This window comes from Chitinophaga sp. 10T418 (genome assembly GCF_056394125.1).
The window spans coordinates 38,533-61,981 of sequence record NZ_JBFTHG010000018.1 but is presented as its reverse complement, the minus strand read 5'-3'; the positions used below and the strand labels follow the sequence as shown (position 1 = coordinate 61,981).

The following is a 23,449-nucleotide window of genomic DNA, read 5'->3' as shown; positions in this document are numbered from 1 at the left end:
CAGGTAACCCTACAAAACATTTCTAATAACCTTAGTTGAGTTTAACAAGCCTCGATTTTACTTTCCTACCTTCCTGATCCAATTGAAGAATATATATACCGGCAGGATAATGTTCCGTATTTATCTGTAAATTATAAATGCCTTCCGTTGCCGTTTCATTTCTCAATATCATATTTTGTCCTGAACTGACGTTAATTAATTGCAATACTACTTTCCCTGTCTTCCTGATCTGATAGCGGCAATTGAGCGTTTGAAAAAAAGGATTAGGAGCAACGGTCAGCATAATTTCTTTCTCCTTTAAATTAGAAACTGGTACACTTTCTCTGACAAGCATGGTTTCTGCACCCTGGACTAATAGCGGCAAGATAGCAGGCAAACAGGATGGCGGATCTATTTTAGCCAAAACAGCCTTTCCTGCTACCCCAAAAGTACCGCCTACCATCAGTGCGCCTCCATCGGAGGTTCTGACAGCACCCCGAGGATTGAAAACATTGGTAGTATCTTGCTGTAAGGCAACAATTTCACCGGTACTGTCCAACTCTATAAGATAAAGTGCGCCATTACTTCCAACAGGTGATTGAAATGTTCTGGCAGATCCATTATTCAGGTAATCTGTCGGAATAGCAAATGTTGTATTATCCTTTCTTGGCACAAATACGGGTTCTTGCGGGCGATCAAATAATGTTAACACKTTTCTCGTGTTAGCACTTGCAGTAGCTGCTGCTGTATTATCGGAAATCCTATTCATACCGGGTACCGGAAGCGGCCCGAAAAACTTCAAAAATTGTATAGTGCCATTTGGCGTAAGTTGAATAATTCTCACTTTATTCTCCAGTCCGGCATTATCCCGTGTTACACTGGTAAGGGTATAGCATCTATCACTTGTACGATGAATATCCACTTTTACATCATCCCCTTCACTTAAAAACACCTGCTCCCATTGCCGGTTTAGATTACTGTCAATCCTGGTTACAAAAGCATCTTTACCGTAAACAGAACCGGAGACCGTGCTTCCTGCTATCAATAATCCTTTGTCATCCGTTTGTGCAAACCGGACCTGGTCAATAGCATAGTTTCCCGGGTAATTAGCCGTTTTCAATACAGTACCGGCACTATTCAATAATGTCAATTGCAATGTGTTTGCAGAGGTTCCAATAATGATACAATTATTGCCGTCTGATGCATTACCTACGAACTGATTGAATAAAGTAGCCGATTTACTCCATAAGATATTAGCATTGCTGTCGATACCAATAATCTGTCCTGAGGCGGCAGTAGTGCCCAGATTATAATTACCGCATATGATATATTTTTTGTCCTTCGTTGCAGCTATTCCCGTCAAACTATCCTGCCCGGAGGTGCCAATAACTTTACTCCATTTTTTGTTGTTGGCGGCATCCAGTTTTACCAACCAAAAGTCAAGCAACCCATGATTCTGCCCACCAATATCCCCATCATTGGAAGCAGTATTACCTGCAACAAGAAATCCTCCGTCTACCGCTTTTGCAATGGCAGAAAACTGATCGCCTCCGGTACCGCCCAAGGTTTGCGCCGCACTCATGGAAATACCTGGTCCGGGGGGCAGGATATTCGCGGTCACTATAGTACGGGTACTGCTGACGCAGCCAAGCGTATCCAGTGCTTCTGTATAAAAGCTGGTATTGGTGGCTAATGATGTTGTAGTAAAGGTATCATTTGCAGCTAAATGGCTTCCTCCCAGTGGCTCGTTAAACCAACGATGTGTAATCCCTGTAACTCCGGTGGCAATAAAAGTAGCCTGTGTGCCGCTACATATATCCGCAATGGAATAGGTAACCTGTGGAGTTGAGGGAAGGGGATCTGGCTTCACAGAAATCCGTGTTCTTGACAGATTAGAACAGCCGTTACGAGTAGCCTGTACATAATAATTGCTATCTGCGGTCACAGGACCAGTATTATAATTAGCGCCGGTAAATACAGGCGTTCCTCCTGCGGGTTGTTTATACCAATCAAATGTAACGCCCGTAGGTCCTGTAACACTTAACAATGCCGGTTTTCCACTACATACCCTTACCGGGGATAATGCGGCCAATGGTTGCGGAACTATACGGTGTGCGTAATTAATGCTTATTGCATCTAACAATTGTAATACGCCGGAATTGAGCCTAATTTCAACTTTATCAAATAGCTTATCCGGTGCCCATGTTAGTACTACCTGGTAGCCCGCTATTAACCGGACATGTAACAGACCACTATTAATAGCGGTACGATCATCATTATAGACGTTACCGTTATATGTGGCCACTGATATGCCGCCTAATAAGGTAAGGTCCAGTAATCCCACCGGTGCAGTAAGAAAAATCCTTAAACTATCTCCAATGCTACTTTTCGTTGGAAAAATAAGTTGTTGCTGAGTATAACTACCTAATAGCCCAAGCACTACATGCAATGTGGAAAATGTTGCAGAACTGGTGTCCACTGCCAGCTTCGGATTATCAACATAACATCCTATGCATAATCCGCCTGTTTCTATTGTTTGCGCTGTTGCCGCATCACATGGAACTGTCTGGCCTTTCCCGGGTAGGGAAAACAATAACAACGCAAGGACAGCGAAAGTGTAGATGTAGTTTCGAAAAATCGTAGGAGGTAACATAGACATTTAGAATGTAGGGTTAACACCACCCCCCCACTCAAATTTGTCTGTTAATAGGTTATCACTTTTGAGGGGAGATACATTAAAGTTCATATACTATTCCGTATAAAGATAATCAATATATCAAAAGAAAACTCACAACAATAGTATAGCGGATAGCAGTACATAAGCTGACAAGTTGAATTAAATTTGTTATTTTCCCGCTCGATTTCAAAGCGGCTTTCTTTTTCACAGTATAGGTTTACATTGAAAGCATTTGATGGCTCACCATGGTCGATTCAAGTTCACTGTTATTATTTAAAGCTTATTTAACGGGTATCATGATTTGAATATCCTTTCTACGGGATGTTGGCCATACCTGCAGGTCCTTTAGTTTCCCATTTTCGAATACCCCCTGTACAATTGTATTCTGGTAAGCATTCAAACGAAAATGTACATTCCAGTGAAGTGGCCAGGCCGGAAACAGATAGATTTTATTACCCTCACATTGCATTAACATTTCCTGCATCGTATTCATCATATTACCGGATCCGTCATAGTCTGGTTTCCAGTCATGGGGACTGTCCATGTATCCCGGGAATCGGAAGCCCTTCAGGTGTGCGGCGCTACGCGCTATAATATCTTTCTCCGCATCAGCGGCAAAATGAAGCTTTGCCGCAAAAATCCCTGTCTGATACCAGCATACCCTCCCGGGATTGGGCATACGCTTATATGCTTTTATTACTTCATTACTATCAGCTCTTCCGAAGCGGTACAACCTGAAAGGGTACAAACAATAGAGGTCCGGCGCTTCGTTATTGCTTCTTTTTTTTTCATACCGTTCCGCGTTATCTACAACAAATCCACCATCAGCATCCTTCTTCCGTGGTAATGAAGGCAGTAGGGCCTGCATTGCCGTCCAGCTTTTTCGCTCTTCTTCTGTAGTCAGTGTTGACGGGAGGTGTAATAATTCCTGAAGAACAAAATGGAGCCCCGCTACTGAAGGCATATCATTGACCACATCCGTCCAATAGGTTTCCAGCGCATGCGTTGGGGTGATCAGTAGTTTTCCGGCACTATCTCTGCCAAACCTGGTGCGGTAAAATTCCAGTGATTTCTCCGCCCAGGATAGTGTATACTTTTTAAGAAAAGCGGTATCAGATGTATAATGATAGTAATCCAGCATCATTACCGTCATTTCCAGGCATTGCTGCCAAATGTTGCGGGTATAGATCTCTGAATATTCATTTTTCCCGAAACCGAAATCCCCCATCCCCGGGAGACCAAAAACAGATATCATTTCAGGAATACAAATACCTTTGGCCTTATAGTGTGCGGATACGCTGGCTTCCAATGCAGGTATCTGCCGGAAATAAAAATTAAAAAAAGGCTGCATCATATCAAAATTGCCCTGGGCATATTGCGGCTGATAGATAAAGCGCACATTCTGCCACCAGTATGTAACACCGTAGAAACGATAGTCTGCTGAATATCCACTATTCCGTACATCAGGGCCATAAAATGCATACTTCGGATCTACATTGAAAAAACCACCCTGGAATCTCACTGGAAATCGGTTCCTCATTTGACATGCCAACTGGTATTTTCCCAGCACATAAGATTGGGTTACCTGAGATGTTGCTTGCTTGCCCTCCATATTTGCTGTAGTATCACTTACATACATCCAGCTTCTCTCCCAGAAAGCTTTCCACCAGCTTTTTGTTTGCTGCGCAGCCAGCACAGGGGCAGGCGATTGTTCCATTGTCTTGTTCAGGGCATCTTCCCATTCTCCACGTGATGCTGTCTGGTCACAATACCCAGCCATGCGAATATCCAACTGCTTAAGCGGCCTCGTAGTTTGTAGCGTTGTGTCATTTTCGGTCACAAAGTTTTTTCCCTGTATGATACAGCCAAAGGTATTATTTAGGATAGGGTCTTTAATAAGGGAGGTATACCCCGTCATATGTTGTTCCCTGATATGAACGGGCACACAGGAATAGGCATTCCTGTGAAACCAACCAATAGCATTTTTTCTGTGTAAAATGGTATCGGCAGATTCCCAGGTAGCTATCCCTGCAGGCACACCTTCGCGGTATACCCAGGTAGAAGCCAATTCCTCCTCGTTTAACTCATGTTTCTCTTTTCTCCAACCCTCCTGTGTGATGGTAATATTTACCGCCTGCTCACTGGCTCCTGCGATGTACATTACAGGAGAAGCACTATGAATGAAAATACGGAGTGATATTTTTCGCCCGGGTTTGCCGGCTTCTAACAGGATGCTGCCTGATGCGAGATCTAACTTTTGAAGAAAGGCCGTGCTGTCTTTAAAAGGATTAGGGGAAAATGATATTCTTACGCGGCCTAGTTTTAACAAACGTTGCAGCTCCGAGTGAGAATCGTTACGTGACAAATACATAAGGAGATCACCATTACCATCCATCCAGATATTGCTACCAAGGCTACCATTACCCAGTGGCATATTGCCACTTTCATCCGTAGAAGGCGAAGTCCACCCGATATTATAGTCACTAAGTTTATATTGAGCCATTGATAATTGTTGCCATGAGACCAGTAGTACCAGGCATATATATTTTCCGAGGTTCATACAATTATGTTTAAGCCGGTATTTATACCACACAGCATCAGTAATTATAATTAATTGCCTGAATTCCTGCGCTGCAGGAGGCATAAGCCGCCTCGACAACCGCCATGGTATCTATACAATCTTCAATAGAGTTATTGGGTAATACTACTTTATTCATGCTATTAATCATTTCCTGCATAGCGCCAATAAACGCGTGAGGAAACCAGTTCCCCTCAAGCTGAACCGCTTGCCATTCGGCCTCCATTTCATCATTATGAAGTATAAACTCAAAACTATCGTACCCACCCGATGGATAGTCTATCAGCGCACCCATTTTAATAAATATGGCGCCTTTTGTACCTTCAAATTTTATATAAGACTGTTGGTGACGGGATCCAAATTTATGTGCATGATTAGTGAGGATACTTGCTCTGACGGTGGGTCCATAATCCATCATAATATTACTCTTTACGGATGCCAGCTTCATCATATCAGGATGTTTACTTGTCTGTGCAAATACACCGGAAGGATTTCCCAGGAAAGAACGAACAAGATCAATATAGTGAATGCTGTGATAAAGTATTTCTACCCTCGGCGCATCATAAAGGAACTCCCATAAATGCCAGGGTGTATATACGTTTACGTTAATTTCTATATCGCAGATCTCACCCAGTGCTTCTTTGGTGATTAGGTTTCTGGCAGCATTTATAAATGGAGCATAACGTAACTGAAAATTTACACCGGCAGTTATCTGCTTTGCATGACATAAGCTGCGGATCGCGATAGCTTCTTCCAGTGACTCTCCCATCGGCTTCTGCATTAAAACGGTTGCGCCATCCGGCAACTGATCTAAAATTTCTAAAAACCGGTTCGCTGGCACCGCAATATCCACAATCGTATTTTTATCGATTACCTGAACCAGATCGTGCATACTGGCATACACATTGGGAATACCAAATCTGCCGGCAGTATCATGTGCCTTTTTCTGGTCCATATCATATAAGCCCTTTACCTGAAAACCGGCAAGGCGGTAAGCAGGCAGGTGTGCCGTTTGCACAATTCCACCTGCCCCTATAATAATGATAGATATAGATGATTGTTTATCTTCCATTTTATTTCAATGTTATATGCTAAAATCGTTTACTCATTGTAGATGTCCGGCAACAATACTCCCGGCGTAATTTCCATAAGCCAGTAACAATACAGCACTGATGAGCATCAGTAATGCATATACCAGCATCCGGATGGTCAGTGGCCTGCAATTCAGCCATTCCTTCAGGATAAGCCCTGCAAGTGCACTAAACAGTACCAGCATAATCATATGTATTCCCCAGCTGGAAAATTTAAATTGGCCCATTCTGATATGCCCTAACCCGTAAAGGAAAAACTGCGAGTACCAAAGGATGCCCGTTATGATCGCCATCTGGTAGTTCATGGCCAGGGCACCAGCATTTGAACTAAATCCTGTCCGGATATATTCAGTGAATGTGCCTTGTTTTCTATGAAGATGAATACAGTAAACCATGGTAGTAAAAAAAGCACCGGCATTCGTGAAAATGTATACTACATTACTTTGAAAGTTACCGGCACCAAATTTTGCCGCGACATCAGCTATAGGCTGTCCCTGGTCGAGCGCTATACCATATACAGCAGAAAGGATACCGGCGAGCAGGCAAAGCGGGATACCGATGGCAGGCAAAAAGGTAGTTTCCTGTTCGTTATTCCGGAGATCCTGTTCTTTATACCTTCCTGCAATGCCGCACAATGCAATACCGATTACACCTGCGCTAATGCCCGCTATCAACCACCCGCCGCCCGGCTGGTTCAATATTATACCCAGGTTACCTTTCAGCATAGGCGGTAACAATGTGCCCAATACACAAGACACGCCAATTGAAATAGCATAGGTAAATGAAAAACCAACATAACGGATCGCCACGCCAAAGGCAGTTCCACCTATCCCGTAAACTGCTCCCAATGCAAAAGATTTCCACATGGCCGCAACCGGCGCAGCCTTCAATACCTGTAGCAGATGTGGTACTGTGATGAATCCAATCAGTACCGGTAGTAATAACCAGCATACAAATGCCTGCATCAGCCAAAATGTTTGCCACGACCAATACAGTATCTTCTTTTGAGGAGTATAACACACAGCAGCACAGGACGCACCGGCAGCATGAAATATAATACCAAGAGCCAGACTCATAACTATTTCATTACGTAAAAAAAACAATACTCAAATACGGTTTAGCATCTGTAAAACTTCAATGCATTTTGCCTGAAAATATCTTCGCATATATTTGGTGACAAGGTAGACGAAAGTATCTTCCTGTATGCATCCCATATCTTCTGATAAGAGCCTGCCAGCAATGAAACCGGCCAGTCGCCTCCACAAAAACACCTGTCAGGTCCAAATGTTTCTACCGCGTACAATATATAAGGCTTTATATCTTCCACAACCCAGTTCATACCTTTACCTGCAGCAGTACCCAAACCTGATATTTTACAATGCATTGCCGGACAAGCAGCTGCCTCTTTCATTAATGCGCCCCATTTACCATAACGCTCACCACTTGCAACCGGAGGCTGATTAAGATGATCCAGTACCATTCTTAGACCTGGTATTTTTGCGGCAACAGCAATCGCTGCTTCCAGATGCTCCATAGTTGTTCCAACTACATCGTATGCAATACCGGAAGCGGCCAATATTTCGAGACTCTCCAATACAGCCGGTTGCATCAGCCACTTGCTGTCAGGTTCGTTATGTATCAGGTGACGCACCCCTTTAAAATATGGATCATGCATGTACTTTTGCTCCAGCGCTTTTGCCGTTTTACCGGGATCTGTAAGTGGCAACCAGCCCACTACTCCTGTGATCCAGCTATGTTCTCTTGCGTTATGCAACATCCAGTTTGTGTCGTCCTCATTATTGGCTGCCTGTACCAGTATTCCTTCTATTACCTCTGCATCCGCAATCTGAGGTATGAGTTCGTCCAGCTGATAAGTACGGTTAAGTATACTGGTATTACCTTCCAACCAGCTATACCTCACCCGCTGCAAATCCCAGATATGTATATGTGTGTCTATAATATTCACGGGCATATATCAAAGTTAAAGATTGAATTCCCTCCTGATGGCAGCGGTGTGCTCACCTATAGCCGGTGCTCCGCGCGATGATAAGAGCATCTGTCCGTCTACCCGGATGGGACAGCGCGTAGTTACCAGCGACCCGTTTTTAATAATCACCTCCTGCTCCATTTCCAATACCTTATATCCTTCCTGTTGTACCAGTTCATCGTAATTAAAAACCGGGGCGCACCAGATATCAGCCGGCTCCAATATATCCAGCCATTCCTGTGTTGTACGTTGCAACAGATATTGGCGAAGTATTGCTTTTATTTCATCCCTTTTTGAAAACCAGGTGGCAGGATCTGTGAAAGTAGTCAATTCACTGCAACCGATCAGGTACCCTACTCTGTCAACAGCATTCATGGCAAAGGTGATGGCGCTGTCAGCTGTTTTATAAATACCGTAAGGAGCGCCAATGTAAGCATGGGCGCTATTCACGGCACCTCTTACCGGTAGCTCGTTCCCATCGTTGTAAAAACAGGTCAGTCCTTCAAACTGAAAGTCCAGTATGCTTTCCATCATACTCACCTGTATAAGTGCGCCCACACCTTTCTCTTCCCTGGCATACAGCACAGACAATATTCCCTGCACCAGGTGAACACCTGTCAGGATATCAGCAACGGCCACTCCCATTGGCATGGGATTGTCGTCCTGGTTACCATTCAGATAGGTGATACCTGAAACAGCCTGGATTAGCAAGTCCTGTCCCGGTAGATGCTTCCATTCTCCTATATCTCCATATCCCGAAATTTCAGCGTAGATAATGCGGGGATTGAGTGCTTTCACCACCTCATAAGATAAACCAATACGCTCCATTACACCCGGGCGAAAATTATGTATCATAATATCCGCTTCTTTGATCAGTTTCTTAATGCTTTCCAGGTCTTCCGGCTTCTTCAAATCTGCTGCCAGGCTCTCTTTGCGTCGGTTAATGGCATGAAAAATCGTTGATTCTCCATCAATTTTCGCATCAGATACATACAAGGTTCTGCAGATATCGCCCAGCTCCGGCTTTTCAATCTTAATTACCCGGCATCCAAAATCAGCAAGCCGTAATCCCGCAGACGGGCCGGATAAAAACTGGCTAAAATCCAACACCAGCAAATCATCTAATAGTTTCATACATTCCTGGTTTCTACATTTCTTATAATACGGGTATGCTCTCCCAGCAGAGGCGCCGGAACACCGGAAAACAGCTTCTCACCATTAATCCTTACAGGGCATCTTGTTGTAATAAGGCTTCCCCTGGATGAAGGAATAGATTGCTCCATTTCCAGGTGCCGGTAAGCATCTGTCTGGCGGAGCTCATGCCAATTCAACACCGGCATCGCCCAAATATCCGCTACGTGCATTTTTTCCAACCAATATCCACTGCTGTTTCCTGTAAAATGTTCTTTTAATACCTGCTTAATTTCGTCTCTGCGACTAAAGGCGTCTTCATCACTGTAGTTATAGAGCAAATGACATCCTATGGCATCCGCCAGCTTATACAGCGGGCACATGGCAACAGCGATGTAGCCATCCGTTGTGTGGTAAATGCCATAAGGCGCGCTTAACAATGGATGTCCATTATTTACTTCCGACCGCTGATGTTGCACTTTGGTTGCATGATAGGTGGTAAAAAATTCAAATTGGAAATCAATCATTGATTCCAGCATACTTAATTGCAGCAAGGTTCCCTTCCCGTTACGTTTTCTTTTGACCAATGCTGCCAGTATACCCTGAACCGCATGATTACCACAAAGATAATCCGCTATAGAGAGGCCGAAGGGCGTGGGAGCATCGGTACTATTACCGGTAGCATATACCAGACCTGAAACAGATTGCAGCAGTAAATCCTGTCCGGGTTTATCTTTCCACGGTCCTTTATTACCATAACCGGTTATTTCAGTATAAATAATATCGGCTTTGATGGCTCGTACCGAGCTATAGTCCAGTCCCAGTTTATCCATGATACCTGGTCTGAAATTGTGCGTAATTACATCCGCTCCCGCTACCAGCTCCTTTACCATTGCCAGATCGGCCGCATCTTTAAGGTTTGCGGTATAACTTTCTTTATGCCTGTTGATAGTATGAAACAATAAAGAATCATCACCAACCCAGAGATCTTTAATTGACAATTTTCTACAGGCATCACCGGTATCTGGTCGCTCAATTTTGATTACACGCGCACCGAGGTCTGCTAGCCGCAGTCCCACCAAAGGCCCGGAAAGATATTGGCTAAATTCCAGTACTGTTAATCCTTTTAAGGGTAATTGCATAAGATAATTTACATAATTATTGACTAGTTGCCAACCACATCAACGCGTCTGGCTCTCCCGGTAAATTTTGTTTAAAGAAAGCAGCACCTGCTCCGGATTACCGCCATTTTTAAGATACTGCCTGATGGGATGGCCGGCATTATCCTGAAAATAGAGATACCCATTATATCTTGGCCGCATATATGCGCTATCTAACACCGGGAGTGTAGCGGCGAAATAATTATTACAACGTTGATTAAGCGTTTCACTAAGCCATGCCTGCCGGTATCCGGGCTGACCTCCATTATCCGCATACAGTCCACTCTGAATTACGGGCGAAGACTGCCAGGCGGCGTAACGGATGGCCCATTCGCATTTATCATCCGGACAGCTTGCAGATACCGCTAACCCTGTACCTCCCAAAGTACTCACCAGCTTATGCGATGCTTCAAATGTTACAAGCGCTGTGTAATTAAGCACGGCATCAGCATAACCAGGTCTTGCATAATTGGAATATCCATAGGCAAAGGGACAATAGGCATAATTATTAGTGGTTGTCATCATCTCTGCGATATCAATGGGATTGCAATCAAACATTTTACCTGGCATAAGGCTCCACAAAAATTTCATTGTCTCCAATGCCTTCAGCCCTATAGGTTTCCCAACAACTATTTCTTTATTGACAAATGGCGTTTCTCCATGGGCCTGGCAGAACATATAAAAGTTCATCAGAAGATCTATCGCAATACCAGGAACAGCTACTTTCCCTTTTTCTGCAAGTGCCAGCACCTCTATCCATGTATGCGGTACAGTATCCAACAAATCCTTCCGGTAACTGGCTACAGGCGCCGCCGCATCGATGGCCAATGCCCATTGATGATCACCATAAGCATAACTTATGTGGGACAATCCAACCGAATTTGTCCGTTGATCATCCAGGTATTCCTTTGAAAGATATTGATCCAGTGCCAATACGGCTCCTGTTTTAGCAGCACAGCCAACCCACGGGTGATCTATAATCAACAGATCATATTGTGCAGCAAGATCTTCCAAAGGAAAATCTGCAAACTCCTGCAGTGACCTTTTCTTCCAGTTGATTGCAACATGTGGATGAAGCTCCTGAAAACGTTGTGCTCCTGCCACCAGGGGCGTATATCCCCTGCTGTGCGACCATGTTATGCCGTTTAAAGTGATTGGTTTCAATGCTGCTACTTTTTATTTACTAATAACAGGTGCTCACAATACATTACACATTTCTGCTGCTGGTTAAATACCTCTACTACTTCGGTAACTAAACCGTATTCCGGTTTTTTATGTGCTACTTTTCCTTTTACACTAACCTTTACATAAATCGTGTCTCCAATAAAAACAGGCAGAATAAACCGGATCTTTTCGTAACCATAGGTCATTGCCATCTCATTTATAAGTGTTGCGGTCATGCCAATAGCTATGCTGAAAACAAGCGTTCCATGCGCCATACGTTGTTTAAATGGTTGCGTTTTACACCATTCGGCATCCATATGATGCGGAAAAAAATCTCCTGTTTGCCCGGCATGCAGTACGATATCTGTTTCTGTTATCGTACGACCTTTTGTTTCCCTGCATTGAGCTGTTTCATAATCTTCGTAGTAACGCTTGGTAAACATGTATTAAATTTTAGGTCTTCAATTTTACAAATGAAACCGCGGGAATTCCTTCCCGCTGGCTTCACCTGGGGTTAATAATTTCTTTCGGTGCCGCAAATATCATCAGTACCCGGTGTTTTGATCCAGTTGCGGATTATTATCACGCTCGCTCTGAGGAAAAGGCCACAAGTAATTCTTTTGTTCAAATTTCAGTGGGGTGCCACCAGGTGTTTTGATGGCCGGAAGTTTTATATGAGCAATCTTCCATCGTTTCAGATCAAAATCACGCAATCCTTCCATCGCAAACTCAATACGTCGTTCATGGCGGATATATTCGCGCAGCTTCGACTGGGTATTATACTTTGCTTCATCAACAGGTGGCATTTTCACATCAGCGCGTGCCCTTACCAGATTCAATGCCTTATAAACAGTAGCATCAGGTCCACTGACTTCATTCTTCGCTTCCGCATACATCAGTAATACGTCTGCAAACCTGATATGTACATAGTCCTGGTCTGTTTTCTGAGACATATCATAGCCAAATGGCAGATGCGACAGATCTACATACTTTTCCATCGAAAATCCTGTAGGTGAAGGATCCGGTACCCATTCGCTGCCATTACCATAAATCCATTTTTCTCCGGGACACTTAACAGTCATATCCAGGCGGGGATCCCTGTTTAAATAAGGAGAAGCAGGATTATATAAAGGAGATTCCAGGATCGCCTTTCCGTCAGTACATTCATAGTCATTGATCAGATCATCCAATGGGGCAAGCGCGGACCACCAACCTTGTTCTATGTCTGTACCTCCACCATCTGCCTGAGGTTCGTTGGGTCCAAGATAACGGGTGGAAAACATAATCTCCGGATTACCTTCCTGGGAACTATTGAGAAATAAACCTTTGTAACTGGGAGCCAGGCTGAATTTGCCTCCGTTGATAACCTGCTGCCCAAGGGTTGCAGCCTCTCCCCATTTTTGTTCAAATAAAAGTACGCGAAGCAGCAATCCCTGGGCACTCCCTCTTACCGCACTGCCTTCGTATTTTGTATCAGGAAGATTAGCTATACTGAAGTTAAGATCTTCCCGGATGAAACTCAGCACGTCTGCTGCTGGCTGCTGTTTTACCTTTGCAGCATCCGCAGATGCAGGGGATTCTTTATATAGCGGCACCCCTCCATAATGGGTAACCAGTTCAAAATAGAAGTAGGCGCGCAGAAAACGTACTTCACCCTTATAGCTGTTTTTGCGCTGGTCAGATATGGCAACTTTATCAATATTTTCCAGAAAATAATTGCACGAAGAGATACCTTTATAGGCATCATAATAGATAGAATTAAGTACTCCCCCGGTAACCGGTGAAACATCCCCTAACGTTATTGGCTGTATATTTCCATCCCAGGCATATTGCGCATAGGCATTATCTGTGAGCCCGTCCAGGAATATTCTGTAATAACCATTGTAGCCGGCTGTTAATCTTGCGTAAACACCGGCAAGGCCCATTTTCGCATCAGCTTCCGTTTTCCAGAAACTCCCGCTGGATATCTGGGCCAGCGGATTTTTATCCAGCAAGTCCTTTCGGCAGCCCTGAAAAAGCATAGCAGCCACGCTTAATAATACTGACAGGTAAACCTTATTTCTACTTTTCATGTTTTTCTTTTTTACAATTTAGAATTTCACATCTAACCCGGCGTTCATGATCCTGAGCTGCGGATATTGTGCAAACCGGCCCCCATCCGTACGTTCCGGATCCGCTCCTTCATACTTTGTAAATGTGAGCAGGTTGTCTCCCGATATATAAAGCATTAAGCCTTTTAACCTGATCCTGTCGAGTACCTGTTTGGAGAAAGCATAAGACAAATACAGGTTTTTCAATCGCAGGTAGGAGGCATTCTGTAAATAGTAGGTAGAGGCATAGGCGCTTACGCCACCATATCCTGATTCGTAGATGGCTGGCACCGTGGTACTGTGATTTTCAGGCGTCCAGGCATCTCTGAACTTTGTTGTTGGAGGAGTACCCTGTATAAATGGATCTACTCCCCAACCTGTTACATTCAATTTACGCCCCTGTACTCCCTGAAAGAAAGCAGAAAGATTAAATCCTTTCCAGCCCACATCCAATCTGAAGGAATACATAAATTCAGGATAGGCACCTTTTACGGTAATACGATCATCAGCATTTACTACTCCATCTCCATTCTGATCTTTAATTTTAAGATCTCCCGGCTTTGGAGGAAAAAATACCTGTTTAGGTGATTTGTCTATTTCCTCCTGGCTTTGAAAAATGCCATCCCATTCATACATATAGTAAGAGCCATAAGGGAGTCCAACTTCATTCACTCCTTTAGTTGGGGTACGTATTTTAAGCAACTTATTCCTATAAGTCGAAAACAGTGCAGATGCACCATAAGTAAAGTCACCTATCCTGTTCCGGTGCCTCAGCTCTACTTCCCATCCTTTGTTTTCTAATTCACCATCATTGGTTACCGGACCGGACAAACCCAGGCTGCCGGGGACCGGCTGGGTAGTAAGGATGCCCGTTGTTTTTTTATTGAACCAGTCAACCGTAACACCTAACAGGTCCTTATAAATGTCAAAGTCCATTCCTATATCTGTAACTTTCGTGGTTTCCCAACGAAGATTTTTATCGGTGAGTCTTGTCAACAACACTCCCTGGTCTACGGTGGCGCCGAAGGGATATCCTGTCAGACTGAGAATATCCTGGTAAGGATACAGGCCAATTTCCTGGTTGCCTAATGTCCCAATTGATGCGCGCAACTTTGCGTTGTCAATCCACGATACATTATTACGCAAAAAATGCTCCTCGGAAATTCTCCAGCCTGCGGATACAGCGGGAAAAAATCCCCAGCGGTGATCGGCTGCTACGCGTGAGGTGCCGTCATATCGTGCATTAGCTTCCAACATATATTTACCCTTGTAGTCGTAGTTTACCCTACCAAATAAAGACTGAAGTCCCCATTCAGAAGAGTTCCCTCCTGTGGATTGCCCGTCTGCCGCACCTGCATCCAACTCCATCAGGTTGTTCACGGGAAACTGAATTCTCCTTCCGTTTAGGCCCTGAGTAACGTAGGATTGCTGCTCATAACCCAGCATTCCTTTCAGGTTATGTCCTACCCCGATCCGGGTATCATAGGTTAAAGTGGAAAATAAGGTTTGGGTAATATTCTTGGAATAGGAATCCGTTACGCCTAAACTGGTAGGATAACCATCGTTATCATAGGTATAATCCGTTGCATTGGCTGCCTTATGATAAATATAGGCAGGTACCTGGTATTGGTGGCTCTTGTAGGTTTCGTCGTTATAATTGGCAGCCCCTTTTATCTGCCAGGTTAGTCCTTTATAAAGATTTACGTCTATGTAAGCCTGGGCATTGATGCCATATTGCTTTGTATACTGTCCCCCATCGTTTAAAACCACTGCAGGGTTTCGCTGTCCTATTGGTTCATTGGAATATGCCCTGGATGCCGGTCGGCCGCTGCCATCAGGAAGATATGGGCCATAGGTAGGACTGCCGTGATAAATAACCAACACCAGTGCGTCGTTTGTTTGCCATGGTTCACTAATATTACGATAGGTCATATTCACATTGGTTCCCATGGTAATAAATTTATTTACCTGTGAAGTCAGATTCAATAACGCATTATAGCGCTTCAGAGAATGGGAAGCAATGATGCCATCCTGGTTCAGGTAGCTCATTGATACATTATAGGTGGTTTTTTCATTTCCACCAGACATACCTAAGTGATGACTGGTTGCTGTAGCCGGTTTAAAGAATGCATCGACCCAATTGAAATTGGGGTATTCCAATTGATCAGTTGCGTTTTTATATGCGTCTATCTGAGCTTGTGTATAAACGGGTGCAGCACCTCTTCTTTTCCGTGCATCATTCCACATCTGCATGTATTCCGCCGAGTTGTAGATAAAATCCGGCAACCTGGTAGCCACCTGTCGGTTTACATCCAGCTTATATTCAAATATGGAAGGTCCCTTCTTTCCTTTCCTGGTAGTAACCAGTATCACACCATTGGCAGCACGGGCGCCATAAATAGCTGCGGACGCAGCATCTTTTAATACCGTTACATTCTCAATGTCATCGGGGGATAGATAAGAGATAGATCCCGGCACTCCATCAACCAGTATAAGCGGAGCTGAAGATGCACCGAAAGAACCGCGGCCACGGATCAATATAGACACTCCATCGCGGCCAGGCTGTCCCGTGGACTGCGTTACCTGTAAACCGGTCACCAGGCCTTGCAATAAGGTAGCCGAATTAGGCGCGGGACGCCGGGTCATCACAGCTCCCGATACACTTCCGACTGACCCCGTCAGGTTTATTTTTTTCTGCGTGCCGTAACCTACTGTTACTACTTCATCCAAACTGGTTACCGCCGGCGAAAGTAAAACATTGGACAACTGACTTCCCGTAACGGTTACGATTTTACTATTATACCCAATAAAGCTAAATTGAATACCTGTCGGAAACTCATGGTTGATGCTTATTGTAAACTCTCCTTTTTCATTTGTGGAAGTGGATATTTTCTGCCCTTTCTCTAACACCGTTACGGCGGACAAGGGAGCATTTGTGGCACTATCCAGCACAATTCCTTTTATTACGTGATTCTGTGCTGTTGCTCCCAGGCCCAAAATCAGGAAGATATAGGTAAAGACGGACTTCTTTAGCTGCAGCATAAACGATAATTTTGGTTTTCTCAAATGTCCCCTTTAAAAGGCGATTTCCTCTTACCACAAAATGCCAAAGACTAAACTTTTTTACCATCTTTTAACTTTTATCATTCTTGTATAAAAACTTTTAAATACCTTGTATTATATGTGATACAGGCTATATGAAAGCAGAACTTATCATAGATGCACCCATCGTAGAAAGAAAAGATATATGGGTCAAAAAAATTCATAAACCTCATTTTGATCATCCCTTTCATTTTCACCAGGTGTGTGAACTGGTTTGGGTACAGCAGGGTTATGGGAAGATGATTATCGGGGATTATATTGGCAATTTTTCTGATGGAGAGCTTATTCTCCATGGAACAGGGCTTCCACACTTATGGCAATGCGATAAAGTTTATTACAACCAAACGAAATTACAGACCAAGGCGCTGACGCTTTATTTTTCGTCACAGTTCATTTTGAACATCTCTGACGATGCTACTATTTCGGCTGCATCTAAAAAACTACTGACTAAAGCCCAACGCGGCCTACGAATTAAAGGAAATACCAGGAAAATAATCCTGGAGCATATGGCAGCACTGGAACATTCTATTGAGTTTGAGCGCCTTTCCCACTTTCTGTCTATAGTTCACACTTTAAATCATTCAAAAGAATATGATTACCTGGCCAGCGTTAGCTATAAAAGTTCTAAAACCGAATTTGACCTCAATCGCTTTACTGAGGTATATCAATTTCTATTAAACAACTTTCAGAGAGATATCATGCTGGAAGAAGTAGCAGAAATCTGTAATCTGACGCCTAACGCCTTTTGCCGCTATTTTAAATCAAAAACCCAAAAAACATTGAGTCGATTTTTAAATGAATTACGAATAGGGCATGCGTGTAAACTGCTACAAAATGAAGCAGCAACAGTTGATAATATCTGTTATGAATGTGGGTATAATACACCTGTCAATTTCTTCAAATTCTTCAAACTTATAACGAGAAAAACACCTAATGAATACAGGAAAGAGGTATTGGGAATGAAAAAGCACAATATGCTTGAGTAGGATATTTTATAGTTAAATAGCAATTCTTTGCATAATTCAGGCTGGTGTACGATGTACTGAAGTACTTATAATTTGAATTGGTGTTGTGCATTCAGCATAAAGGAATCTATCCCGGTCAGTCCAAGAGTGAGTTTATCCAAGATGACTGTAACTACGCTGTTTTTGTCCGCTGGTTATTTTGTCAATGGTCAGAAAATCACCAATACGCTTCTCCATCATGCACAACGTTGATCATTTGCACAATAATTGTTTTCCCTCCATCACACCTTATTCAATAACATCTTTGTCTATAAGACACTTAATATTTATCCATTTGCGTTTTTGCATAATTTGGGTATTTTTACTTTCATGCACGACGATATTCCCGAATTGCAAAAAAGAATATACGGTGGTGACACACAGGCATTTAAAGAATTATACGATTATTTCTATGCTCCATTACTGCAGTTAGCCCTTGCCATCGTTCATAACAGGGAAATGGCGGAAGAAATAGTAGCAGATGTGTTTATCGCCGTATGGAAAAAAAAGAAAAATCTCCCCCAGGTAAGCAACCTGAAATGGTATCTCTATTCCGCCACCCGCAACATTGCACTTAACTATCTCCGTAAATACGCGCATAAAAAAACGTTGCATCTCGATGAAGCATATTTACCGGAATATGAAGTAAACCCCGAGGCGCAGCTCATCAGCAATGAAATGATGCGGCATATTAACATGGCTATCAGCGAGCTACCGCCGCAGTGCCGCCTCATCTTTAAACTTGTGAAAGAAGATGGACTCAAATACCGGGAGGTAGCCGCTCTGCTGGATATCTCCATAAAAACGGTGGAAAACCAGGTAGGTATCGCCCTAAAGAAACTAACCAAAATGAAAGCATTGCTGGTCACTCCGCCGCATGGCAATCAATAATCTTCCCTCAAAAAAAAAATCCCTGCCCTTTTGGGGGTATTACCTTCTTCGGGTTGTCTTATACCCCGGAGTGCCATTTATTCAACCATTTTCAATAATACTATGAGCAACGACCGTATATGGATATTACTCGGAAAACAGTTCAGCGGCGAAATCTCATCCGCAGAGCTGTTTGAACTGGAATCACTGTTGAAAGATGATCCGGAGGCAGCTGCTTCCCCGGAACTTGCCGCCTCCATCTGGCAGACACCTATACAGGAAATAGCCGCCGCTCACAACAATAAAGACCGCGTATGGGCCTCCCTGAGTCCGCGGCTTAACCCGGGCCTCTATCGTCCTGTAGTGCGCAGGCTGCTGGCAACTGCTGCTGCCGCGGCCCTATTGGCTGCAGCATGGGTCGGATGGCAAACTACACACCCCGCCCCGGTATTGCAACAACTCAGCTCCAGTATCGGGGGTAAATCCAGGGTAGTACTTCCCGATGGCTCTATAGTATGGCTCAATCGCAATACACAACTCCATTACGAAAAGAACAGCTTTGGTAAGCAACACCGCGAAATTACGCTCACCGGTGAAGCCTTTTTTGATATCGCAAAGAGTGAAGGCATTCCTTTTGTTATCCATGCAGGAAAAATAAAGATCCTTGTGCTCGGCACTGCTTTTAACGTGAAAGCCTATGCGGGCGACAGCGCCATATTCACTACACTGGTCCGCGGGAAAATTGCCGTGTCATTCCTGGAGAAAACCGTGGTACTCCGGCCTGAAGAAAAACTAACGGTGCCCATAACCCGCCAGGCAACTGCTTTTCAGCAAAAGCACCTGGAAAAGGACAGCAGCGGTCAACTCTTTGAAATATCCTGGCTGAATAATAAGCTGGCATTTGACAATGATACTTTTGGCCAACTGGCAGCTAAAATGAGCCAGTGGTACGGTGTCACCTTTCATTTCGAATCTGCCGGCCTGCAGCAACTGCGGTTTTCCGGTATCATTGATACAGAATCAATAGACGAGGCCTTGAAAATGCTACAGCTATCACGTCCCTTTAATTTTCAGATCAACGGGAAAGAAGTCCGCATCAGTAACTGATCCCGCATTCTTCATCTCAAAAATAAATGTTATGACATAAAGACATTACACATCCACTCATTTTACTTTCCTTCACCCTCTTACATTCCATGTTATGAAAATAATGTTCCTATGGGCTTTTCGTAAAAGTCTGCATGGCGGACTGCCAGGTACACTCATCCTGGCTTTGCTGTTCAATGGCGTCATACCTGTATACGCCACGTCTGCCACCCAGGAAAAGATCAGCATCTCCCTGGAAAAAGTCAGCATTAAAACTGTACTAAAAACCATTCAGCAGAAAAGCCGCTACAGGCTTATCTACAACGATGACATCCTGCCGGAAAAACCTCCGGTATCCATTCATGCAGAAAATGCCACCGTAGAACAAGTGTTGACCCAAACATTTACTGGTACTACACTTCGCTACGCTATAATGGATAACAATGCTATCGTAATTGCATCCGGACAGGTAAGCGCCGCTAAAATAAGCGGTATTGTAAAAAATGAACATGGTGATCCGCTCATTGGTGTATCCGTAAAAATAAAAGGTACCAATATTGGCACTATGACCAATGAAAATGGGCATTTTGAACTGCAGGCCACTACCGGCGTTACACTGGTATTCAGTTATGTGGGCTATGAACAAACCGAAATAATCAGCACCATAGCTCCTATCAATATTATCCTGAAAGAAAGCGCCAGCGGCTTAAATGAAGTAGTAGTGGTTGGTTACGGTACGCAGAAGAAAACTTCCTCTACTGCTGCTGTAGCAAGTGTACAGGGAAAGGAGCTGGCAAAATCACCGGTTACCAACATATCTAATTCACTGGCAGGAAATGTTTCCGGGATCAGCATGCGCCCGAATGGCGGTCAACCCGGTAGAGATAATCCTGATATACATATCAGGGGAATTGCCACTACCGGTAACAACTCACCGCTGATAGTAGTGGATGGTATTATCCGTAATAATATCAACGAAATTGCTCCCAGTACCATCGCCTCGGTTACTGTATTGAAAGATGCCGCTGCAGTAGCTCCCTATGGATTAGGAGGCGCCAATGGCGTCATCCTCATCACCACCAAACGCGGACAAACAGGTATTCCTTCGCTGTCACTTAACACCTACTACGGTTGGCAAACACCCACCTATTACCCTAAAATGCTGAACGCACAGGACTATATGCGCCTGCGCAATGAAGCCTATATGAATGAAAATCCGGGGGGCACACAACAACCTTTTTCCAATGATCTCATCAATACGTATGCAGACCTGAACGCCAAAGATCCCGACAAATATCCCATCAGCAATACCAAAGACCTGGTACGTATGCATGCACCCATTCAAAACTATAACCTGCAGCTCAGTGGCGGCAACCAGGTAGTGCGATACTATGCAGGTCTTGGTTACCTCCAGCAGGATGGTATGTTTGACCCGGTAAATTACAAACGCTACGATTACAACGTAAACATGCAGATAAGCGCCACACCCACCACTACGGTATCGCTGTCGCTCATTGGCGCCATCGAAAAAACCAACAGCGTGGATGCGGCTACCACACCGGGCCAGCTGTTCCGCAGCGCATACAAACTGATTCCTATTACCAACATGTATTACAGTAATGGCCTCTGGGGTGAGTTTGCAGGCAACACGCCGGTAGGTATCCTGAAAGCAGGCTACTCCCACCGTAATGCCACGTCCCTGCTTACCACCCTTGCCGTGGAACAACAACTGCCTTTCATTAAAGGACTCAGCATTAAAGGAACCTTCAGCTACGACCCGAATGACTTTACCGTTAAAGGATGGCATACGCCATTTTATTTTTATTCACAGAATACATCCACTACCCCTTACTCCTATACGAAACAGATATCCACTTCGGAAGGAAACGCTGCGCCATACACCTGGCTAAACCAGGAGTATTCCAAAAACCAGTACTATACCTACCAGGGATTTCTCAACTATCATAACACCTTTGGTAAACACGACTTCACCGGACTACTGGTAGCAGAAGCCCGCAAGAATGACTCCACCGGCTTCTCTGCCCGCCGCAATAATTTTGCGGTAAATATCGACGAGCTGGGTATGGGCAGCTCCAACAAAAATGATTTTGACAACAATGGCTCCACCGTTACCGGCAGTCAACTTGGATTTGTATACCGTATAGGCTACATCTATGATCATAAATATCTTTTTGAAGCGGCCGGCCGGTACGATGGTCACTATTACTTTGCTCCAGGCAAACGCTGGGGCTATTTCCCCGCCTTCTCCGCAGGATGGATTATCTCCGAAGAAAACTTTATGAAAGATCATCCCTCCGCGCTGRACTATCTTAAACTAAGAGGATCCTGGGGGAAATCCGGTAACCTGGCAGGGTCGGCATTCCAGTACCTGAACGGCTATAACCTATACGGCAACGCCTATGCTTATGGCAACGGCAATATGGTACAGGGTTCCAACATCACCCGCGAAGCCAACCCCAATATCACCTGGGAAATATCCACCAAAACAGATATAGGGATAGACGCCACTTTATGGAAAGGTTTGCTCACGCTGGAAGTAGATTATTTTCATGAAAGAAGAACAGGTATGCTACTGCCTCCGGCCGTAACAGTGCCGGTAGAATATGGTTTGAACCTCTCCGATGAAAACCAGGGCATCATGGAAAACCGGGGTATTGACATTTCTGCCGGTACCAACTACCGTTTCTCCAATGGCTTACAACTACACCTGAATGGCAATTTCAGCTACGCCAAAAATAAAATGATCCAGGTATTTGAAACTCCTGCCACACGCGATAACCCTAATCGAAGCAGAACAGGCCGGCCCACCGGCACACAGTTCGGCTATCATGCACTGGGATTGTTTTCACTGGAAGATGATAAAAACAAAGATGGTATCATCAACACCGAAGATGGATACAACGTTACCCAGTTCGGCGTGCTGCATCCCGGTGATATCCGCTATGCTGATATAGGCGGCCCTAATGGTAAACCCGATGGCAAAATAGACTCCTATGATGAAACAGTGATCGGTAACCCCGTGTATCCTTTCATCACGTATGGCTTCACACCCGGCGCCTCCTGGAAAGGATTTGACCTCAGCCTGTTTTTCCAGGGATCAGCACTGGCCGGTTTGAACATCCGCGGTTTTCAAACGGTACCTTTTAACAACAACAATAGTAATTCTGCCTACGAATACTATGACAACCACTGGACACCCAACACACCCAATGCCAGGTACCCCCGTGCGAACCAGTCGCCCTACGCCAATAACACCCAGAATTCCGATTTCTGGATGATGAAAACAGGTTATCTCCGTCTAAAAACTGCCGTGCTGGGATACACGCTTCCGGCCAATATTTCCAAAGCGATGAAGATGCAGAGCGTCCGTGCTTATTTCTCCGGGCAAAACCTGCTCACCATCAGCAAAATGAAATTCATGGACCCGGAAGTAGGCTACACCGACCTGGAAACAGCCTATCCTAATCAGAAGGTATTTGTGTTTGGACTAAATATCACTTTTTAGATTC

Annotated in this window: 15 protein-coding genes; 4 read left to right on the top strand and 11 right to left on the bottom strand. The window is 44.3% G+C overall.

The window, feature by feature from the left end; all coding sequences use genetic code 11:
- Positions 1 to 31: 31 nt before the first annotated feature.
- The 11 genes from AC1DCV_RS33030 to AC1DCV_RS32980 all read right to left on the bottom strand — a co-directional run bounded on the left by AC1DCV_RS33030 (position 32) and on the right by AC1DCV_RS32980 (position 16,923).
- Positions 32 to 2,638, bottom strand: coding sequence for an Ig-like domain-containing protein (locus AC1DCV_RS33030; RefSeq protein WP_477027167.1), 2,607 nt, complete (start codon positions 2,636 to 2,638; stop codon positions 32 to 34).
- A gap of 298 nt (positions 2,639 to 2,936) precedes the next feature.
- Entirely contained in the window at positions 2,937 to 5,216 is a 2,280-nt protein-coding gene (locus tag AC1DCV_RS33025) for a DUF5703 domain-containing protein (protein WP_477027166.1), read from the bottom strand.
- A 37-nt stretch (positions 5,217 to 5,253) separates the two neighbouring features.
- Positions 5,254 to 6,306, bottom strand: coding sequence for a Gfo/Idh/MocA family protein (locus AC1DCV_RS33020; protein WP_477027165.1), 1,053 nt, complete (start codon positions 6,304 to 6,306; stop codon positions 5,254 to 5,256).
- A gap of 33 nt (positions 6,307 to 6,339) precedes the next feature.
- Positions 6,340 to 7,401 (bottom strand): L-rhamnose/proton symporter RhaT, encoded by a 1,062-nt coding sequence (locus AC1DCV_RS33015; RefSeq protein ID WP_477027164.1) that lies wholly within the window; start codon positions 7,399 to 7,401, stop codon positions 6,340 to 6,342.
- Positions 7,402 to 7,442: 41 nt separating this feature from the next.
- Positions 7,443 to 8,297: an amidohydrolase family protein gene (locus AC1DCV_RS33010; RefSeq protein WP_477027163.1), complete on the bottom strand. Its 855-nt coding sequence runs from the start codon at positions 8,295 to 8,297 to the stop codon at positions 7,443 to 7,445.
- A gap of 9 nt (positions 8,298 to 8,306) precedes the next feature.
- Positions 8,307 to 9,446, bottom strand: a complete 1,140-nt coding sequence (locus AC1DCV_RS33005) for a CaiB/BaiF CoA transferase family protein (RefSeq protein WP_477027162.1) — start codon at positions 9,444 to 9,446, stop codon at positions 8,307 to 8,309.
- Positions 9,443 to 10,585 carry a CaiB/BaiF CoA transferase family protein gene (locus tag AC1DCV_RS33000; protein ID WP_477027161.1) on the bottom strand — a complete coding sequence of 381 codons (1,143 nt, stop codon included), beginning with the start codon at positions 10,583 to 10,585 and terminating at the stop codon, positions 9,443 to 9,445. Before AC1DCV_RS33000 ends, AC1DCV_RS33005 begins: the two co-directional genes overlap by 4 nt.
- A 39-nt stretch (positions 10,586 to 10,624) precedes the next feature.
- Positions 10,625 to 11,767: an ABC transporter substrate-binding protein gene (locus AC1DCV_RS32995; protein ID WP_477027160.1), complete on the bottom strand. Its 1,143-nt coding sequence runs from the start codon at positions 11,765 to 11,767 to the stop codon at positions 10,625 to 10,627.
- A 5-nt stretch (positions 11,768 to 11,772) separates the two neighbouring features.
- Positions 11,773 to 12,210 (bottom strand): MaoC family dehydratase, encoded by a 438-nt coding sequence (locus AC1DCV_RS32990; RefSeq protein ID WP_477027159.1) that lies wholly within the window; start codon positions 12,208 to 12,210, stop codon positions 11,773 to 11,775.
- Between the two features lie 102 nt (positions 12,211 to 12,312).
- Positions 12,313 to 13,839 (bottom strand): RagB/SusD family nutrient uptake outer membrane protein, encoded by a 1,527-nt coding sequence (locus tag AC1DCV_RS32985; RefSeq protein ID WP_477027158.1) that lies wholly within the window; start codon positions 13,837 to 13,839, stop codon positions 12,313 to 12,315.
- Positions 13,840 to 13,857: 18 nt separating this feature from the next.
- Positions 13,858 to 16,923, bottom strand: a complete 3,066-nt coding sequence (locus tag AC1DCV_RS32980; protein ID WP_477027157.1) for a SusC/RagA family TonB-linked outer membrane protein — start codon at positions 16,921 to 16,923, stop codon at positions 13,858 to 13,860.
- 131 nt (positions 16,924 to 17,054) lie between these two features.
- Here AC1DCV_RS32980 and AC1DCV_RS32975 point away from each other — a divergent pair, with 131 nt between their 5' ends.
- The 4 genes from AC1DCV_RS32975 (at position 17,055) to AC1DCV_RS32960 (ending at position 23,445) form a co-directional block, all read left to right on the top strand.
- A complete protein-coding gene (locus tag AC1DCV_RS32975; RefSeq protein ID WP_477027156.1) occupies positions 17,055 to 17,945 on the top strand; it encodes an AraC family transcriptional regulator in 891 nt (296 codons plus the stop codon).
- A 348-nt stretch (positions 17,946 to 18,293) separates the two neighbouring features.
- The gene (locus AC1DCV_RS32970; RefSeq protein ID WP_477027155.1) at positions 18,294 to 18,854 is read left to right on the top strand and encodes an RNA polymerase sigma-70 factor; all 561 of its coding nucleotides are present in this window, start codon (positions 18,294 to 18,296) and stop codon (positions 18,852 to 18,854) included.
- Positions 18,855 to 18,956: 102 nt separating this feature from the next.
- Positions 18,957 to 19,940, top strand: a complete 984-nt coding sequence (locus AC1DCV_RS32965) for a FecR family protein (RefSeq protein WP_477027154.1) — start codon at positions 18,957 to 18,959, stop codon at positions 19,938 to 19,940.
- A 94-nt stretch (positions 19,941 to 20,034) separates the two neighbouring features.
- Positions 20,035 to 23,445 carry a SusC/RagA family TonB-linked outer membrane protein gene (locus AC1DCV_RS32960; RefSeq protein ID WP_477027153.1) on the top strand — a complete coding sequence of 1,137 codons (3,411 nt, stop codon included), beginning with the start codon at positions 20,035 to 20,037 and terminating at the stop codon, positions 23,443 to 23,445.
- Positions 23,446 to 23,449 lie beyond the last annotated feature (4 nt).

Excerpts from the sequence above, each read along its gene's own strand:
- AC1DCV_RS33025 (WP_477027166.1), bottom strand. The coding sequence starts at position 5,216 with ATGAACCTCGGAAAATATATATGCCTGGTACTACTGGTCTCATGGCAA.
- AC1DCV_RS33020 (WP_477027165.1), bottom strand. The coding sequence starts at position 6,306 with ATGGAAGATAAACAATCATCTATATCTATCATTATTATAGGGGCAGGT.
- AC1DCV_RS33015 (WP_477027164.1), bottom strand. The coding sequence starts at position 7,401 with ATGAGTCTGGCTCTTGGTATTATATTTCATGCTGCCGGTGCGTCCTGT.
- AC1DCV_RS33010 (WP_477027163.1), bottom strand. The coding sequence starts at position 8,297 with ATGCCCGTGAATATTATAGACACACATATACATATCTGGGATTTGCAG.
- AC1DCV_RS33005 (WP_477027162.1), bottom strand. The coding sequence starts at position 9,446 with ATGAAACTATTAGATGATTTGCTGGTGTTGGATTTTAGCCAGTTTTTA.
- AC1DCV_RS33000 (WP_477027161.1), bottom strand. The coding sequence starts at position 10,585 with ATGCAATTACCCTTAAAAGGATTAACAGTACTGGAATTTAGCCAATAT.
- AC1DCV_RS32990 (WP_477027159.1), bottom strand. The coding sequence starts at position 12,210 with ATGTTTACCAAGCGTTACTACGAAGATTATGAAACAGCTCAATGCAGG.
- AC1DCV_RS32985 (WP_477027158.1), bottom strand. The coding sequence starts at position 13,839 with ATGAAAAGTAGAAATAAGGTTTACCTGTCAGTATTATTAAGCGTGGCT.
- AC1DCV_RS32975 (WP_477027156.1), top strand. The coding sequence starts at position 17,055 with ATGAAAGCAGAACTTATCATAGATGCACCCATCGTAGAAAGAAAAGAT.
- AC1DCV_RS32970 (WP_477027155.1), top strand. The coding sequence starts at position 18,294 with ATGCACGACGATATTCCCGAATTGCAAAAAAGAATATACGGTGGTGAC.
- AC1DCV_RS32965 (WP_477027154.1), top strand. The coding sequence starts at position 18,957 with ATGAGCAACGACCGTATATGGATATTACTCGGAAAACAGTTCAGCGGC.